The 14,295-nt window shown below is 74.2% G+C and carries 16 protein-coding genes; 6 read left to right on the plus strand and 10 right to left on the minus strand.

The window, feature by feature from the left end; translation table 11 throughout:
- Nucleotides 1-38: 38 nt before the first annotated feature.
- From ACF08D_RS13135 to sigE, 3 genes are all read right to left on the minus strand, one after another.
- Nucleotides 39-1,772 (minus strand): S1C family serine protease, encoded by a 1,734-nt coding sequence (locus ACF08D_RS13135; RefSeq protein ID WP_392222687.1) that lies wholly within the window; start codon nucleotides 1,770-1,772, stop codon nucleotides 39-41.
- Nucleotides 1,773-1,861: 89 nt separating this feature from the next.
- Nucleotides 1,862-2,716, minus strand: coding sequence for an anti-sigma factor family protein (locus ACF08D_RS13140; protein WP_392222688.1), 855 nt, complete (start codon nucleotides 2,714-2,716; stop codon nucleotides 1,862-1,864).
- Nucleotides 2,713-3,474 carry an RNA polymerase sigma factor SigE gene (sigE, locus tag ACF08D_RS13145; RefSeq protein WP_392222689.1) on the minus strand — a complete coding sequence of 254 codons (762 nt, stop codon included), beginning with the start codon at nucleotides 3,472-3,474 and terminating at the stop codon, nucleotides 2,713-2,715. The genes ACF08D_RS13140 and sigE overlap by 4 nt, the downstream gene beginning before the upstream one ends.
- Nucleotides 3,475-3,618: 144 nt before the next feature.
- Between sigE and ACF08D_RS13150 the strand changes: the two genes are divergently transcribed.
- Complete coding sequence (locus tag ACF08D_RS13150) at nucleotides 3,619-4,284, plus strand: O-methyltransferase (protein ID WP_392222690.1); 666 nt, start codon at nucleotides 3,619-3,621, stop codon at nucleotides 4,282-4,284.
- Between the two features lie 140 nt (nucleotides 4,285-4,424).
- Here ACF08D_RS13150 and ACF08D_RS13155 read toward each other — a convergent pair whose 3' ends face one another.
- Nucleotides 4,425-4,592 (minus strand): DUF3117 domain-containing protein, encoded by a 168-nt coding sequence (locus ACF08D_RS13155; protein WP_003966491.1) that lies wholly within the window; start codon nucleotides 4,590-4,592, stop codon nucleotides 4,425-4,427.
- 325 nt (nucleotides 4,593-4,917) lie between these two features.
- Here ACF08D_RS13155 and ACF08D_RS13160 point away from each other — a divergent pair, with 325 nt between their 5' ends.
- Nucleotides 4,918-5,700, plus strand: coding sequence for an enoyl-CoA hydratase/isomerase family protein (locus tag ACF08D_RS13160; RefSeq protein ID WP_392222691.1), 783 nt, complete (start codon nucleotides 4,918-4,920; stop codon nucleotides 5,698-5,700).
- Between the two features lie 82 nt (nucleotides 5,701-5,782).
- Here the strand turns inward: ACF08D_RS13160 and ACF08D_RS13165 are convergent, their stop codons facing one another.
- The gene (locus ACF08D_RS13165) at nucleotides 5,783-6,373 is read right to left on the minus strand and encodes a DNA-3-methyladenine glycosylase I (protein ID WP_392222692.1); all 591 of its coding nucleotides are present in this window, start codon (nucleotides 6,371-6,373) and stop codon (nucleotides 5,783-5,785) included.
- Nucleotides 6,370-6,792: a DivIVA domain-containing protein gene (locus ACF08D_RS13170; RefSeq protein WP_392222693.1), complete on the minus strand. Its 423-nt coding sequence runs from the start codon at nucleotides 6,790-6,792 to the stop codon at nucleotides 6,370-6,372. The genes ACF08D_RS13165 and ACF08D_RS13170 overlap by 4 nt, the downstream gene beginning before the upstream one ends.
- A 53-nt stretch (nucleotides 6,793-6,845) precedes the next feature.
- Here ACF08D_RS13170 and folP point away from each other — a divergent pair, with 53 nt between their 5' ends.
- Nucleotides 6,846-7,706, plus strand: coding sequence for a dihydropteroate synthase (gene folP, locus ACF08D_RS13175; protein ID WP_392222694.1), 861 nt, complete (start codon nucleotides 6,846-6,848; stop codon nucleotides 7,704-7,706).
- A gap of 15 nt (nucleotides 7,707-7,721) precedes the next feature.
- On the opposite strand, the gene ACF08D_RS13180 is transcribed toward folP, so the two are convergent.
- Both ACF08D_RS13180 and dapE read right to left on the minus strand, forming a co-directional pair.
- On the minus strand, nucleotides 7,722-8,501 hold the full coding sequence (locus ACF08D_RS13180; RefSeq protein ID WP_392222695.1) for a TIGR00730 family Rossman fold protein: 780 nt from the start codon (nucleotides 8,499-8,501) through the stop codon (nucleotides 7,722-7,724).
- 77 nt (nucleotides 8,502-8,578) lie between these two features.
- Nucleotides 8,579-9,670, minus strand: coding sequence for a succinyl-diaminopimelate desuccinylase (dapE, locus tag ACF08D_RS13185; protein ID WP_392222696.1), 1,092 nt, complete (start codon nucleotides 9,668-9,670; stop codon nucleotides 8,579-8,581).
- A 30-nt stretch (nucleotides 9,671-9,700) separates the two neighbouring features.
- Here dapE and ACF08D_RS13190 point away from each other — a divergent pair, with 30 nt between their 5' ends.
- Nucleotides 9,701-10,648 (plus strand): hypothetical protein, encoded by a 948-nt coding sequence (locus ACF08D_RS13190; protein WP_392222697.1) that lies wholly within the window; start codon nucleotides 9,701-9,703, stop codon nucleotides 10,646-10,648.
- 555 nt (nucleotides 10,649-11,203) lie between these two features.
- Nucleotides 11,204-11,626 carry an ATP-binding protein gene (locus ACF08D_RS13195; protein WP_392222698.1) on the plus strand — a complete coding sequence of 141 codons (423 nt, stop codon included), beginning with the start codon at nucleotides 11,204-11,206 and terminating at the stop codon, nucleotides 11,624-11,626.
- Between the two features lie 53 nt (nucleotides 11,627-11,679).
- Here ACF08D_RS13195 and ACF08D_RS13200 read toward each other — a convergent pair whose 3' ends face one another.
- Nucleotides 11,680-12,777 (minus strand): bifunctional succinyldiaminopimelate transaminase/glutamate-prephenate aminotransferase, encoded by a 1,098-nt coding sequence (locus ACF08D_RS13200; RefSeq protein ID WP_392222699.1) that lies wholly within the window; start codon nucleotides 12,775-12,777, stop codon nucleotides 11,680-11,682.
- 80 nt (nucleotides 12,778-12,857) lie between these two features.
- Nucleotides 12,858-13,178 (minus strand): ferredoxin, encoded by a 321-nt coding sequence (gene fdxA, locus ACF08D_RS13205; protein WP_351644388.1) that lies wholly within the window; start codon nucleotides 13,176-13,178, stop codon nucleotides 12,858-12,860.
- Nucleotides 13,179-13,291: 113 nt separating this feature from the next.
- Here fdxA and ACF08D_RS13210 point away from each other — a divergent pair, with 113 nt between their 5' ends.
- Complete coding sequence (locus ACF08D_RS13210) at nucleotides 13,292-14,293, plus strand: GNAT family N-acetyltransferase (protein WP_392222700.1); 1,002 nt, start codon at nucleotides 13,292-13,294, stop codon at nucleotides 14,291-14,293.
- Nucleotides 14,294-14,295: the final 2 nt, after the last annotated feature.

Here is a 14,295-nt window from a genome sequence, read left to right on the forward strand (position 1 = left end):
ACCTGCGGGCGGCCGGGCGGTGACGGCGGGGTGGACGGTCAGCCACCCGCCGCCGAACCGAGGGTGAGGGTCCGGGTCTGCTCCTTGCCGGCCCGCTCCAGGGTGAGCCGGAGCCGGTCGCCGGGGCGGTGCGCGCGGATCTTGACGATCAGTTCCTCCCCGCTGTGCACCCGCTGGCCGTCCACCTTGGTGATGACGTCACCGGGCCGGACGCCGGCCTTGGCCGCCGGACCGCCGGGGGTGACGGAGGCGCCGCCGTCCTGGGCCTTCTCGCCGACCCGGGCGCCGTCGCCGGTGTACTTCATGTCGAGGCTGACGCCGATGACGGGGTGCGTGGCCTTCCCGGTGTTGATCAGCTCCTCGGCGACCCGCTTGCCCTGGTTGACCGGGATGGCGAAGCCCAGCCCTATGGACCCGGCCTGTTCGCCGCCGTCCCCGGAGCCGCCCCCCGCGGCGCGGATCGCGCTGTTGATGCCGATGACCCGGGCCTTGGAGTCGAGCAGCGGCCCGCCGCTGTTGCCGGGGTTGATCGGGGCGTCGGTCTGGAGGGCGTCGACATAGCTGATGTCGCTGCCGTCGCCCTTCTCGCCGCCTGCGGTGATGGGCCGCTCCTTGGCGCTGATGATGCCGGAGGTCACCGTGTTCTGGAGGTCGAAGGGCGCGCCGATGGCGACGACGGGGTCGCCGACGCGGACGTTGTCGGAGTTGCCCAGCGGCAGCGGCTCCAGGTTCGCCACGCCCTTGACCCGGACGACGGCGAGGTCGTAGCCGCTGTCCTTGCCGACCAGTTCGGCGGCGGCCGTCTCCCCGCCGCTGAAGGTGACGGTGATGTCGCCGGAGGCGCCGGCCGGGTCGACCACATGGTGGTTGGTGAGGATGTGGCCGCGCTCGTCGAGGACGAAGCCGGTGCCGGTGCCCTGCTCCCCGCCGCCGCTGACGTGCAGGGTGACCACTCCGGGCAGGGCGCTGGCGGCGATCCCGGCGACGCTGTCCGGCGCCCGGTCGCCGTCCTCCCGCCCGGCCTGGGGCAGTTCGACGGTGGTGAGGCCGCCGTGGCGCTCGATGTACGCGCCGACACCGCCGCCGACGACACCGGTGACCGCCGCGAACAGCAGCGCGGCGACTACGGCGAGGCCCCGGCGCCGCCCCTTGCGCGGGGCACCCGGTACGGCCCCCGCCGGGTGGAGCAGCGGCTCCCGCGCCCCGCCGGGGGCGCTCCACGGGTCGTACTGGGACCACTGCGGGGCGGGCGGCGTGGGGTGGGGGTGGCTCTGGTGCGGCGCGTGTGGTTGGTGGGTCTGGTGGTGCTGGTGGTGCCGTTGGGTCTGCTGGTTCTGGTGGTCCTGATGGTCCTGGTGGGGTGCCTGGGCCGGGTGTGACGGCTGAGGCGGTGGTGTCTGGTGAGGGACTGGTGCCTGCTGAGGGACCGGTGCCGCGGGCGGCGGGGCGGCCGGGGGCGTGGCGGGGGCCTGCGTGGCGGGAGCCGGTGCCGGTACGGCGGCTGCGGCGGCGGGCGGCGGCGTGGCGCCCGCGGGCGGGACGGGCGTCCCCTGCGCGGGCGTCGGCAGCTGTACGGGCGGGGCGGGCGCCCAGGGACCGGGCTCGCCGTAGGGCGGGGTGCGGTACTCGTCCGGCTCGTGCAGCGGCCGGGGCCGCTCCGCCGCCACGGCGGCCGGCGCGGGTGCGGCCCCGTCCGGGGCGCCCCCCGCGGGCCGCCGCGCGGGGCGGCTCCACCACGTCGGCCTCGACTCCGTGGGCTTCCCGTCGTCCATGTTCTCCCCGCTGCGTACCCCGCGCCCCCTCGGGGCGCCCCTGCGCAGGATTCAACCAGGTCGGCGCCCCACCGCGCAGGGGGCCGGGGTCAGCGGCCCGCGGGCAGCGGCAGCGAGCTGGGGGACGGGGTGGCCGCCGGGGCGAGGCCGTGGGCGGTGGCCAGGCGCAGCTCCGGACCCGTAGGGCGGATCAGCGGGGCGGGCATCGCGGTGTTGAGCGCGCTCATCACGCCGGGTGCGGAGGCGGCGGGCGGAAAGGGCGGCGCCCCGGGCCGCCGCACCGCGTGCAGCGGCAGCGCGGACAGCGGTGCCACCGGCCGGTCCACCGCGCGCGCCGGGCCGGAGCCGCCCGCGCGGCGGCGGGTGCTCTCGCCGGTGCCCGGGCTCCCGGTGCTCGCGTTGCTCTTCTGGGCCTGGCCGGGCGAGCGCAGCGGGGTCACGGTGTTGCCCGTGCCGTCGCCGCGCGCGTCCACGGTCGCGGCCGTGGGCAGCGCGCCGCCCAGAGCGATGGCCGCGAACGACACCGCGCTGGCGGCCGCGAAGGCGAACCTCCGCCCCCGCCACGGGGACCGCTCCGCATCATGGCGGCCCACCTCGTGGATGCGGAAGCCCGTGTCCGGTCCCCCGGCGTGACCGAGGGTGCCGGGTCTCGCGCCGAAGGAGCCGTCACCGCCGAAAGGGCCGCCCCGGTCGTCGTCACCGGGACCGACGCCGGGCAGGCCCTGGAGGCGGGCGAGCAGCCCCTCGGAGGGCGGCGGCGGGGCGGTCTGGGCGAAGACGCTCTTCAGCCGGCGCTGCGCGTCGGCCTCGGCCTTGCACTTGGGGCAGGTGGCCAGGTGGGCGAGGACCCGCTCGCGGGCGTCATGGCCCAGCTCGCCGTCGACGAGCGCGGCGAGACGGTCCCCCAGGTGCTGTTCCGCGGGGGTCGGACGTGTGCCGCTCACGCCGGTCCGCCCTCCGCTCCCACCACCGCGAGGGTGCGCTGCCCCGCCCGGGCCTCGGGCGACCGGTGCTTGAGGGCCTTGCGCAGGTGCGACCGGCCGCGGTGGATGCGGCTGCGGACGGTGCCGAGCTTGACGCCGAGGGTCGCGGCGATCTCCTCGTACGACAGTCCCTCGATGTCGCACAGCACGACGGCGGCGCGGAACTCGGGGGCCAGGGTGTCGAGGGCCTGCTGGACGTCGGCGTCGAAATGCGTGTCGTGGAAGACCTGCTGCGGCGACGGCTCGCGGCTCGGCAGCCGCTCCGCCGCGTCGTCGCCGAGGGCGTCGAAGCGGATGCGCTGCTTGCGGCGCACCATGTCCAGGAAGAGGTTGGTGGTGATGCGGTGCAGCCAGCCCTCGAAGGTGCCGGGCGTGTAGGTCGACAGCGAGCGGAAGACGCGGACGAAGACCTCCTGGGTGAGGTCCTCGGCGTCGTGCTGATTGCCGGTCAGACGGTAGGCGAGGCGGTAGACCCGGCCACTGTGCGTGCTGACGATCTCCTCCCACGAGGGCGGAGTCCACGCCTGCGATTCCGCATCCGGGGCGAAGGTCGCGGTGGTGGGTGCGAAGTCGGCGGGCATGGAACGGTCAGCGGTGTCGGTCACGGATTTCGGCTCACCCGCCGACCTGAGAAGGCGCCGCAGCACTCCTCCCCGATCCACAGGCTCAGCCGCACCTCCCCTGTCGGCTCTGGTGGTGTCCAGTGGAGCCCCTACCATAGCCACCTCGCCCGTTAGCTCCGGATAAGAATCTTTACGTGAATTTGGGACCGTCTTCGGCTCTTGATCCATGTGCTCCCCCCACCTCTCCTGAACGCGTGGTCCCATCTGCGGGTTCCCGGGCCCGAACGGCTACAGTCACCGTTGCGCCAACTACGGGGACAGGAGAGGGTCATTACCGCCAACCGGCAGACGAGCTGGGCGTTCGCCGACGCCTTTGTCGCCGAGGACGAAGCGCTGCGCTGGGCCCGTGACCGGGCCCGGGACGCGGGGCTGCCCTCGGTGTCACCGGGCACCGGCGCGAGCCTGCGTCTGCTGGCGGCCACGGCGGACGCCAAGGCGGTGGCGGAGATCGGCACCGGCACCGGGGTGTCGGGGATCTACCTGCTGGAGGGCATGCGGCCCGACGGGGTCCTGACCACCGTGGACACCGAGCCGGAGCGCCAGCAGTTCGCCAAGCAGGCGTTCCGGGCGGCCGGCTTCGCCGGGAACCGGGCGCGCTTCATCCCCGGCCGGGCGCTGGACGTGCTGCCGCGGCTCGCGGACGGCGGGTACGACCTGGTCTTCTGCGACGGCGACCGGTCGGAGGGCCTGGAGTACCTGGCTGAATCGTTGCGCCTGCTGCGGCCGGGCGGGCTGGTCTGCTTCGAGGGCGTCTTCGCCGACGGGCGTACGGTCGACTCGGCGGCCCAGCCGGTGGAGGTGCTGCGGGTGCGGGAGCTACTGCGGGCGGTGCGGGAGAGCCAGGAGCTGGTGCCGGCGCTGCTGCCGGTGGGCGACGGACTGCTGTGCGCGGTGCGGCGCGGCTGACGGGCGCGGAGGGCGTATGGCCTGCGGGGCTCGTACCAGGGGCGTACGCCTCCGTGCGGCCTGCGGACGCGCGGAAGCCCCGGACCGCTCGCGTCGCCGCGTACCGCCGGGGCTTCCGGAAAAACCGGGGGCCGTCCGCCTCAGCCGACGACCTTCTTCAGTGCGTCGCCGAGCGCGTCGGCCTCGTCCGGGGTCAGCTCGACGACAAGCCGACCGCCGCCTTCGAGCGGAACGCGCATGACGATGCCCCGCCCCTCCTTGGTCACCTCGAGCGGGCCGTCGCCCGTCCGCGGCTTCATGGCCGCCATGCTCGTTCCCCTTCCTGAAACCAGCTCATCGTCGCCGACGGCCCTCTGGCATGGGCACGCATCACCGGCATCGAACACATTGCTTCCAGGTCATTATCCCGCATGGCAGGACCCGATGACCAACATCGGTCGGCATCGCTTGGGCAACGCGCTCTCGCAAAACCGTCCATTTCGGCGATACGCCTGCGATACTTCGCCGCCGCACCCACGGCCCGGGACCCGCATTGTTAGACGCAGGTCACATGTCCGGGCGCGTGTCCGGGCGCGATGATCTCCGCCATGCTGGGCGGGACATCACCGCCGGAGCGCAAAGGGGACCCCACTCATGGCCGACACCGTGCTGTACGAGGTGGCCGACGGACTCGCCACGATCACGCTCAACCGCCCCGACGCCATGAACGCCCTGAATGTCCAGGCCAAGATCGCGCTGCGGGACTCGCTCCGCGCGGCGGCGGAGGACGACGGCGTACGGGCCGTCCTGCTGACCGCGACAGGCAAGGCGTTCTGCGTGGGCCAGGACCTCAAGGAGCATGTGTCGCTGCTCGGCACCGAGCACACCATGAGCACCGTGCGCGAGCACTACAACCCGATCGTCCGCGCCATCGCGGGCATGCCCAAGCCGGTCATCGCCGGGGTCAACGGCGTGGCGGCGGGCGCGGGCCTGGGCTTCGCGCTGGCGGCGGACTACCGGGTGGTCGCCGACACCGCGTCCTTCAACACCTCCTTCGCGGGCGTGGCGCTCACCGCCGACTCGGGCGTCTCCTGGACGCTGCCCCGGGTGGTCGGCCCGGGCCGCGCGGCCGACCTGCTGTTCTTCCCGCGCTCGATCCCGGCGCGGGAGGCGTACGAGCTGGGCATCGCCACCCGGCTGGTCCCGGCCGCCGACCTGGCGGCGGAGGCGGAGTCGGTCGCCCGCACCTTCGCGGCGGGGCCGACCCTGGCGTACGCGGCGCTGAAGGAGTCCCTGGCGTACGGCGCGGCGCACACCCTGGACGAGTCGCTGGACAAGGAGGACGAGCTCCAGACGCGGGCGGGTGCCTCCGAGGACCACGGCATCGCGGTGCGGGCCTTCCTCGCCAAGGAGAAGCCGAAGTACGTGGGGCGCTGACCCCGCGGGCGGCCCGGCCGGCCGGAGTCGGCGGCGGGCGGGGTCGGCTGCGGGCGGCGGCCGGCTGCGGGCGGCGGCCGGGTCAGGCGAGGGCGCCGGCGCGGGCGGCGCAGTCGGCGAGGTGGTCGTCGACCAGGCCGCACGCCTGCATCAGGGCGTACGCCGTGGTGGGGCCGACGAACCGCAGGCCCCGCTTCTTGAGCGTCTTGGCCAGGGCCGCCGACTCGGGGGTGACCGCCGGGACGTCGGCGACGGTACGGGGCGCCGGGCGGGCCGCCGGGTCGGGGGCGTGGGACCAGATCAGGGCGTCCAGCTCACCGGGCGCCCAGCCGGCCAGCACGCGCGCGTTGGCGAGGGTCGCGTCGATCTTGGCGCGGTTGCGGATGATCCCGGTGTCGGCGAGCAGCCGGCTCCGGTCGGTGTCGGTGAACCCGGCGACGGCGGCGATGCGGAAGCCGTCGAAGGCCCGGCGGAACCCCTCGCGGCGGCGCAGGATGGTGATCCAGGACAGGCCCGACTGGAACGCCTCCAGGCACAGCCGCTCGAAGAGGGCGTCGTCGCCGTGGACCGGGCGGCCCCACTCCTCGTCGTGGTAGCGCACATAGTCCTCGGTGGACACGCCCCAGGGGCAGCGGAGCCTGCCGTCGGGTCCGGCCACGGCTCCCCCGGTCACCGCTCGTCCTCACCGGCGGCCGGGCCGCCATGGGCCTCGCCGGCCGCGCCGCCGCCCCGCCCGGGCGCCGCCGCCCGGGCCTCCGCCAGGGCGTCCTCCAGGTCGGCGATCCGGGCGTCCCGCTCGGCCAGTTCGGCGCCGAGCCGGCCCAGCGCGTCGTCCACCTCGGCCATCCGGTAGCCACGCGGGGCCAGCGGCAGCCGCAGCGCGTCGACGTCGGCACGGGTGACGGGCCGAGTCAGGGGCAGGGGGTCCACCGTGTGCTCGGGCGGCACGTCCGGGAGCACGGCACGCTCCCCGCCGCCGATCACGGCGAGCGTGACCGCGGCCACGACCACCACCATCGCTACAGCCAAGAACCAGAACACGACCGTGCCTCTCCACCCGGAGCGAAAACCCGACGGTGCCGATCGTGCCATGCGGCACTGACGGTTAAGGTCGCAGGCGACGGAAGACGAGGAGGAGCAACGGGATGCTGCGCTTGGGACGGCGTGAGTTCGGGCCGCACGAGCCGGTGATCATGGCCATCGTGAACCGGACCCCGGACTCCTTCTACGACCAGGGCGCCACCTTCCGTGACGAGCCCGCGCTCGCCCGGGTCGAGCAGGCGGTCGCCGAGGGCGCCGCGATCATCGACATCGGCGGGGTCAAGGCCGGGCCGGGCGAGGAGGTGACCGCCGCCGAGGAGGCGCGCCGCACGGTCGGCTTCGTCGCCGAGGTGCGCCGGCGGTTCCCGGACGTGGTGATCAGCGTCGACACCTGGCGGCACGACGTCGGCGAGGCGGTCTGCGAGGCAGGCGCCGACGTGCTCAACGACGCCTGGGGCGGGGTCGACCCGAAGCTCGCGGAGGTCGCCGCCCGGTACGGCGCCGGGCTGGTCTGCACGCACGCGGGCGGCGCGGAGCCCCGCACCCGGCCGCACCGGGTCGCGTACGACGACGTGATGGCCGACATCCTGCGGGTCACGCTCGGCCTGGCGGAGCGCGCCGTGGAGCTGGGCGTACGCCGGGACGGCATCATGATCGACCCGGGTCACGACTTCGGCAAGAACACCCGGCACAGCCTGGAGGCCACGCGCCGGCTGGGCGAGATGGCGGAGACGGGCTGGCCGGTGCTGGTGTCGCTGTCCAACAAGGACTTCGTCGGCGAGACCCTCGACCGGCCGGTCAAGGAGCGGGTGCTGGGGACGCTCGCGACGACGGCCGTCTCGGCGTGGCTGGGCGCGCGGGTGTACCGCGTCCACGAGGTCGCCGAGACCCGGCAGGTGCTGGACATGGTGGCGTCCATCGCGGGGCACCGCGCCCCGGCGGTCGCCCGCCGGGGCCTGGCGTAGCGCGCCCGCAGGGCCCTACGGCGTCTCGTGGATCTTGGGGCCGGTCTCCTTGCTGACCAGGGCGACCGCCTCCTCCACGTCGTCCGTGACGTGGAACAGCAGCAGGTCCCGCTCCGACGCCTTGCCCTGCGCGATCACCGTGTCGCGCAGCCAGTCGACCAGCCCGGACCAGTACGCCGTGCCGAACAGCACGATCGGGAAGCGGGTGACCTTCCGCGTCTGCACCAGGGTCAGCGCCTCGAACAGCTCGTCCAGGGTGCCGAGCCCGCCCGGCAGGACCACGAAGCCCTGGGCGTACTTGACGAACATCGTCTTCCGCACGAAGAAGTAGCGGAAGTTGACCCCGATGTCGACGTGCGGGTTCAGCCCCTGCTCGAAGGGCAGCTCGATGCCGAGCCCCACGGAGACGCCCTTCGCCTCCCGGGCGCCCTTGTTCGCCGCCTCCATCGCGCCCGGACCGCCGCCGGTGATCACCGCGAAGCCCGCCTCCACCAGCGCCCGGCCGAGCCGGACGCCCGCCTCGTACTCCGGCGTGCCCGCCGGCGTACGGGCCGAGCCGAACACACTGATCGCGCTGGGCAGTTCGGCGAGCGCGCCGAAGCCCTCCACGAACTCCGACTGGATGCGCATCACGCGCCACGGGTCGGTGTGCACCCACTCGGAGTCGCCCGCGGTGTCCAGCAGCCGCTGATCGGTGGTGCCGGGCTGGACCTGCTCCCGGCGGCGCAGTACCGGCCCCAGCCGCTGCTCGGCCAGCGCTCGCAGTCCTTCGGCCTCGGCCTCGGGGTTGCCCATGATCCGCTCCCTCCGCTGAACATCGTTGCTCGATCAGGGTAGGACGGCGGACGTGACAAAAGGCGAAATTACGGAGGTCAGGCAGTGAGCCAGTCGTACAGTCGCCGTTCACAGTGGGTGATCCGCTCGACCACGACGTGCTCGTCCCGCTTGTGCGCGAAGAGCGGGTCGCCCGGTCCGTAGTTCACCGCGGGCACGCCCAGGGCGCTGAAGCGGGACACGTCGGTCCAGCCGAACTTCGGCTTGGCCACCCCGCCGACCGCCTTCATGAACGCCGCCGCGGCCGGGTGTGACAGCCCCGGCAGCGCGCCGCCGGTGTGGTCGTCCACCACGAACTCGTCCACGCCGCAGTCCGCGAACACCTCCCGTACGTGCGCCTCGGCCTCCGCCATGGTGCGGTCCGGGGCGTAGCGGTAATTGACGATCACGGTGCACTCGTCGGGGATGACGTTGGTGGCGACGCCGCCCTCGATCCCCACGGCGTTGAGGCCCTCGTGGTACTCCAGGCCGTCGATCACCGGGCGGCGCGGCTCGTAGGCGGCGAGCCTCGCGAGGATGGGCGCGGCGGCGTGCACCGCGTTGGACCCCATCCAGCTGCGCGCCGAGTGGGCCCGCTCGCCCTTGGTGCGCAGGTGGACGCGGAGCGTGCCCTGGCAGCCGCCCTCGACCTCGCCCATCGACGGCTCCAGGAGGATGGCGAAGTCGCCCTCCAGCCAGTCGGGGTGCGCCTCGGCGATGTGCCCGAGGCCGTTGAGGTGGGCGGCGACCTCCTCGTTGTCGTAGAACACGAAGGTCAGGTCGCGGTTGGGCTCGGGGACGGTCGCGGCGATACGGAGCTGGACCGCGACGCCCGACTTCATGTCCGAGGTGCCGCAGCCCCACAGGACGCCGTTCTCGTCCAGCCGGGAGGGGACGTTGTCCGCGATCGGCACCGTGTCGATGTGCCCGGCCAGGACGACCCGCTCGGCGCGGCCCAGGTGCGTGCGGGCCACGACGTTGTTGCCGTACCGGTCGACGGTCAGGTGCGGCAGCGCCCGCAGCGCGCGCTCGACGGCGTCGGCGAGGGGCTTCTCGGTGCCGCTGACGGACGGGAAGTCGACGAGCGCGGCGGTGAGCGCGGGACCGTCCTGCGCGAGGTCCAGCGTGGCGGCGGGCGTGGTTTCGGACATGGTGCCGAGCCTAACCCGGGCTCCAGTACGGTGGGCTCCGTGTCCGAAGCCACGTCCGATTCCACCCGTCCTCGCCGCCTGAGGGCCGCCGTCGCGCTGGCCGTTCTCCTCGCGGTCGTCGCGTATGTGGCCGTGCAGTACGCGACGGGCGAGAAGGACGCACCCCACTGTGTCGTGGGCAGTGACGGCCACACCTACCGCTTCACCCCCGAGCAGGCGTCGAACGCCGCCACGATCTCCGCCGTCGGGACCTCGCGCGGGATGCCCGAGCGGGCCGTCACCATCGCGCTGGCGACCGCCCTCCAGGAGTCGGCGCTGCGCAACATCCGGTACGGCGACCGCGACTCGCTCGGCCTGTTCCAGCAGCGCCCCTCGCAGGGGTGGGGCACCGAGGCGCAGATCCTCGACCCGGTGTTCTCGGCCGGGAAGTTCTACGACCACCTCGCCGAGGTGCCGGGGTACTCGCGGCTGCCGCTGACCGTCGCGGCGCAGCGCGTCCAGCGCAGCGGTTTCCCGCAGGCGTACGCCAAGCACGAGCCGGACGCCGCGCTGCTGGCCGCCGCGCTCACCGGGCGGGCGCCCGCCTCGCTGCGGTGCGCCACCGGGAGCGGGCCGGTGCGCGCGGGCGACCCGGCGAAGGTCCGGGCGGAGCTGCGGCGGGCGTTCGGCGCGCCGGCGGCCTCGGCGGCGGGTGGTGACGCGGCGGCTGGTGACGGGGCGGCGGACCTCGCGGTGCCGGTGCGCGCGCCCGTGTCCGGCGCGGCCGGGCCCGAGGCCGCCGCGCCGGGCGGCGGGTCGCGGGCCGGCTGGGAGCTGGCCCAGTGGGCGGTCGCCCGGGCCGACGCGCTCGGGCTGGCGGAGGTGGCGTACGCGGGCCGCGTCTGGAGCGCGGCGGACGCGGAGGGCGGCTGGCGCCCGGCGGAGGACGGTTCGGCGCCCGCCGACACGGTCCGCATCCGGGTGGCCCGGTCGCGGTAGGTCCCGGAAGGGGGTGGGTCTTCGGTGTGCGGCTCGCGCCGGGGCCCGATTGGGGACAGGTTTGTCGTCCGGGTGGCCCGTCGGGCGGTAGGTGCCGGCGGGGCGTGTCTCCCGCGTGCGGCTCGTGCCGGGGAGCGCCTCTGTACGTGGGTGGGGGCGTGGCCCCTCCGGGCTCACCTCCTCGAAGCCGGCGGGGCGCCCGGCCGGTTCGGTGACCGCGCGTCGCCGCCGGCTTCTGCGGGGGCGACCCTGCACGGCCCCGCCCGGCCGTCTCGCGGGTGCGGAACGCGCGTACGGGCGCTCACTCGATCGGGGTGGCGGAGCATGGGCGGGCAAGTGTCGCGGGATTCTTCCGGGTGGCTTCCCAACTGCCTTGCGGTGCTTGGGGAGTGACGGTTTTTCGGGGGCGGCGTTTGCCCGGTTTTAGGGGGAGCCGATAATGCGACGCATTACCAACTCTTTACCTTGGGCCACCGCAACCTCCCCCGCCCTCCGAGCGGTTGTCACAGCGTCCGATCGTCGGACAGGCACCACAGTCAACGTTCAAGGAGCATCATGTCCCTCCCCCTGACCCGTCGGATCGCCCGTGCCGCGCTGCTGATCGCAGCGGGCGCAGCTCCCGTGGTCGGTGCGGCCGGCTCCGCAAGCGCCGTGGACCTCCCCAACGCCTCCAGCGGCCTCAGCAGCCTGGACACCGCCTCGGCGACCGAGACCCTCGGCGGGGCCTCCACCGGCACCACCGGCATGGTGGGCGCGGCCGGCGGCCGGGCGGTCGAGCAGGCCGTGCCCGCCGCGGGCCAGACCGTCGCCGAGACCGGCGGGACCGCCACGCCGGCCGCCCAGAAGGCCGCCGGTGACGCGGCCGGCAGCGCCGGTGAGGTCGTCGGCGCCGCCGCGGGCGCCGCGCCCACCGACGCGCTCGGCGGCGGCGTACCGGCGGAGCTGCCCGTCAGGACCCTCCCGGCGCTCGGCCAGTAGCCGCGACCGTACGAAAGGGCCCGGGGAGCCGCTCCCCGGGCCCTTCGCACGTCTCAGCCCAGCCGCTTGACCGCGGCCTCGACCCGCTCGTCGGTGGCCGTGAACGCCACCCGGACGAACCGCTCCCCCGCCACGCCGTAGAAGTCGCCGGGCGCGACCAGGATGCCGAGGGAGGCCAGGTACGCCACCGTCTCCCAGCAGGGCTCGTCGCGGGTCGCCCACAGGTAGAGGCTCGCCTCGCTGTGCTCGATCCGGAAGCCGTGCGACTCCAGCGCGGTGCGCAGCGCGGTGCGCCGGGCCGCGTACCGGGCCCGCTGCTCGGCGACGTGCGTGTCGTCGGCCAGAGCGGCGACGGTGGCCGCCTGCACGGGCGCAGGCGTCATCATGCCGCCGTGCTTGCGGATCTGGAGCAGCTCGCCCAGCACGGCCGCGTCACCGGCGACGAACGCCGCCCGGTAGCCGGCCAGGTTGGAGCGCTTGGACAGCGAGTGGACGGCGACCAGGCCCTCGTACGAGCCGCCGCACACGTCCGGGTGCAGCACCGAGACCGGGTCGGCCTCCCAGCCCAGCTCCAGGTAGCACTCGTCGCTCAGGACGAGGACGCCGTGCTCGCGGGCCCAGGCGACGATCCGGACCAGCTCGTCCTTGGGGATGATCTTGCCGGTCGGGTTGGACGGCGAGTTCAGCCACAGCAGCTTCAGCCCGGCCGGGTCCAGCTCCGTCGGGTCGTCGTACACGACCGGCGTGGCACCGCAGAGGCGTGCGCCGACCTCGTACGTCGGGTAGGCGAGCCGGGGGTACGCCACCGTGTCGCCGGCGCCGAGGCCGAGCTGGGTCGGCAGCCAGGCGACCAGCTCCTTGGACCCGACGACGGGCAGGACGTTGGTGTGTCCGAGGCCCCGCGCCCCGAGGCGGCGCTCGCACCAGCCGGTGAGCGCGTCGCGCAGCTCCGGGGTGCCCCACACCGTCGGGTAGCCCGGCGAGTCCGCCGCGGCCGTCAGGGCCTGCCGGATCACCTCGGGGACGGGGTCCACCGGGGTGCCCACGGACAGGTCCACGATGCCGTCCGGGTGGGCCGCGGCCGTCTTCTTGTACGGCTCGAGCTTGTCCCACGGGAAGACCGGGAGGCGTGAGGAGACGGGGGAGGACACGGTGCTCGCTTTCTCGTACGAAGGGTGAAACGCGTCGGTCCCGTACAGCGGCGGGGCCGTACGGGACCGGAGATGCGCGATCAGCCGTTCTGCGGCGGCAGTCCGGCGACGAAGGGGTGGTCGCGCTCGATCAGGCCCAGCTTCGAGGCGCCACCGGGCGAACCGAGGTCGTCGAAGAACTCGACGTTCGCCTTGTAGTAGTCCTTCCACTCCTCGGGAGTGTCGTCCTCGTAGAAGATGGCCTCGACCGGGCAGACCGGCTCACAAGCACCGCAGTCGACGCATTCGTCCGGGTGGATGTACAAGGACCGCTGGCCCTCGTAGATGCAGTCGACGGGGCACTCCTCGATGCACGCCTTGTCCTTGACGTCGACACAAGGCTGCGCGATGACGTAGGTCACGCTGGTCGTTCCTCCTCGGTAGGGCTGGTTGCGCGGGAGCGCGGCGTCGTCGATGCCCGCCCCTAGTATCTCCGTTCTCGGGACGGAACCGAACAGGAGGGGCGGACACAGCTGTGGAATTCACTGCGGGCGGACGGCTGGAGGTCCGGATCACCCCCTCTGACGTGGGGAAAAGAGTGTCCGTCCGCCGGTTGAGCGACCCTGGAGCACACCCGGAGAAGTTCACCGACACGGTGGGTGTTCTCACATCATGGGACGAGGGTGTGCTGCTGATCACACGACGTACCGGGGAGGCTGTCCGTATCCCGGAATCGTCCCTGGTCGCGGGCAAGGTCGTGCCCGCCGCCCCGGCGCGTCGCCGGGGGCCCGCCGCCGGTTTCGAGGAGCTGACGCGGCTGGGCGCGCGGGCCTGGCCGCCGGTGGAGAGCGAGCCGCTCGGCCGGTGGACCCTGCGGGCGGCGGGTGCGTTCACCCGGCGGGCCAACTCGGTGCTGGCGCTCGGTGATCCGGGGATGCCGCTGGACGACGCCCTGGCCCGGGTGCGCGCCTGGTACGAGGAGCGGGGCCTGCCCGCGTACGTCCAGGCCGCGACGGGCGCGGAGGGCACCCAGGAGTCGCTGTGCGCGGCGCTGGAGGAGCGGGGCTGGCGCCGGGAGGTCACCGCGGAGGTGCGGATCGCGGCGCTGGCGCCGGTCGCGGAGCCGGAGCCGGGCGGGGTGCTGCTGTCCCGGTCCGTGGACGCGGACTGGTTGCGCCGCTACAACCGGTCCGGCGAGGCGGGCCCGCACGTGCTGCGGGTCCTGGGCGGCGGGCCGTCGGTGTGGTTCGCGACCCTGCCGGGCGACGGCGACGTGCCGGCCGCGATCGGGCGGTGCGTGGTCGACGGGCGGTGGGCCGGCTTCATGGCCGTGGAGGTGGACCCGGCGCTCCGGCGGCGGGGGCTCGGTACGGCGGTGATGGCCGCGCTGGCGCGGCGGGCGCTGGAGGAGGGGGCGTCGGCGGCCTGGCTCCAGGTGGAGGAGGACAACACCGCCGCCGCGGCCCTGTACGGCGGGATGGGCTTCGCCGTCCACCACCGGTACCACCACTTCCGGTCCCCCGGAGCGGGTACGTGAGC

Source organism: Streptomyces sp. NPDC015131, assembly GCF_043079975.1.
In the GTDB taxonomy this organism is placed as follows: domain Bacteria; phylum Actinomycetota; class Actinomycetes; order Streptomycetales; family Streptomycetaceae; genus Streptomyces.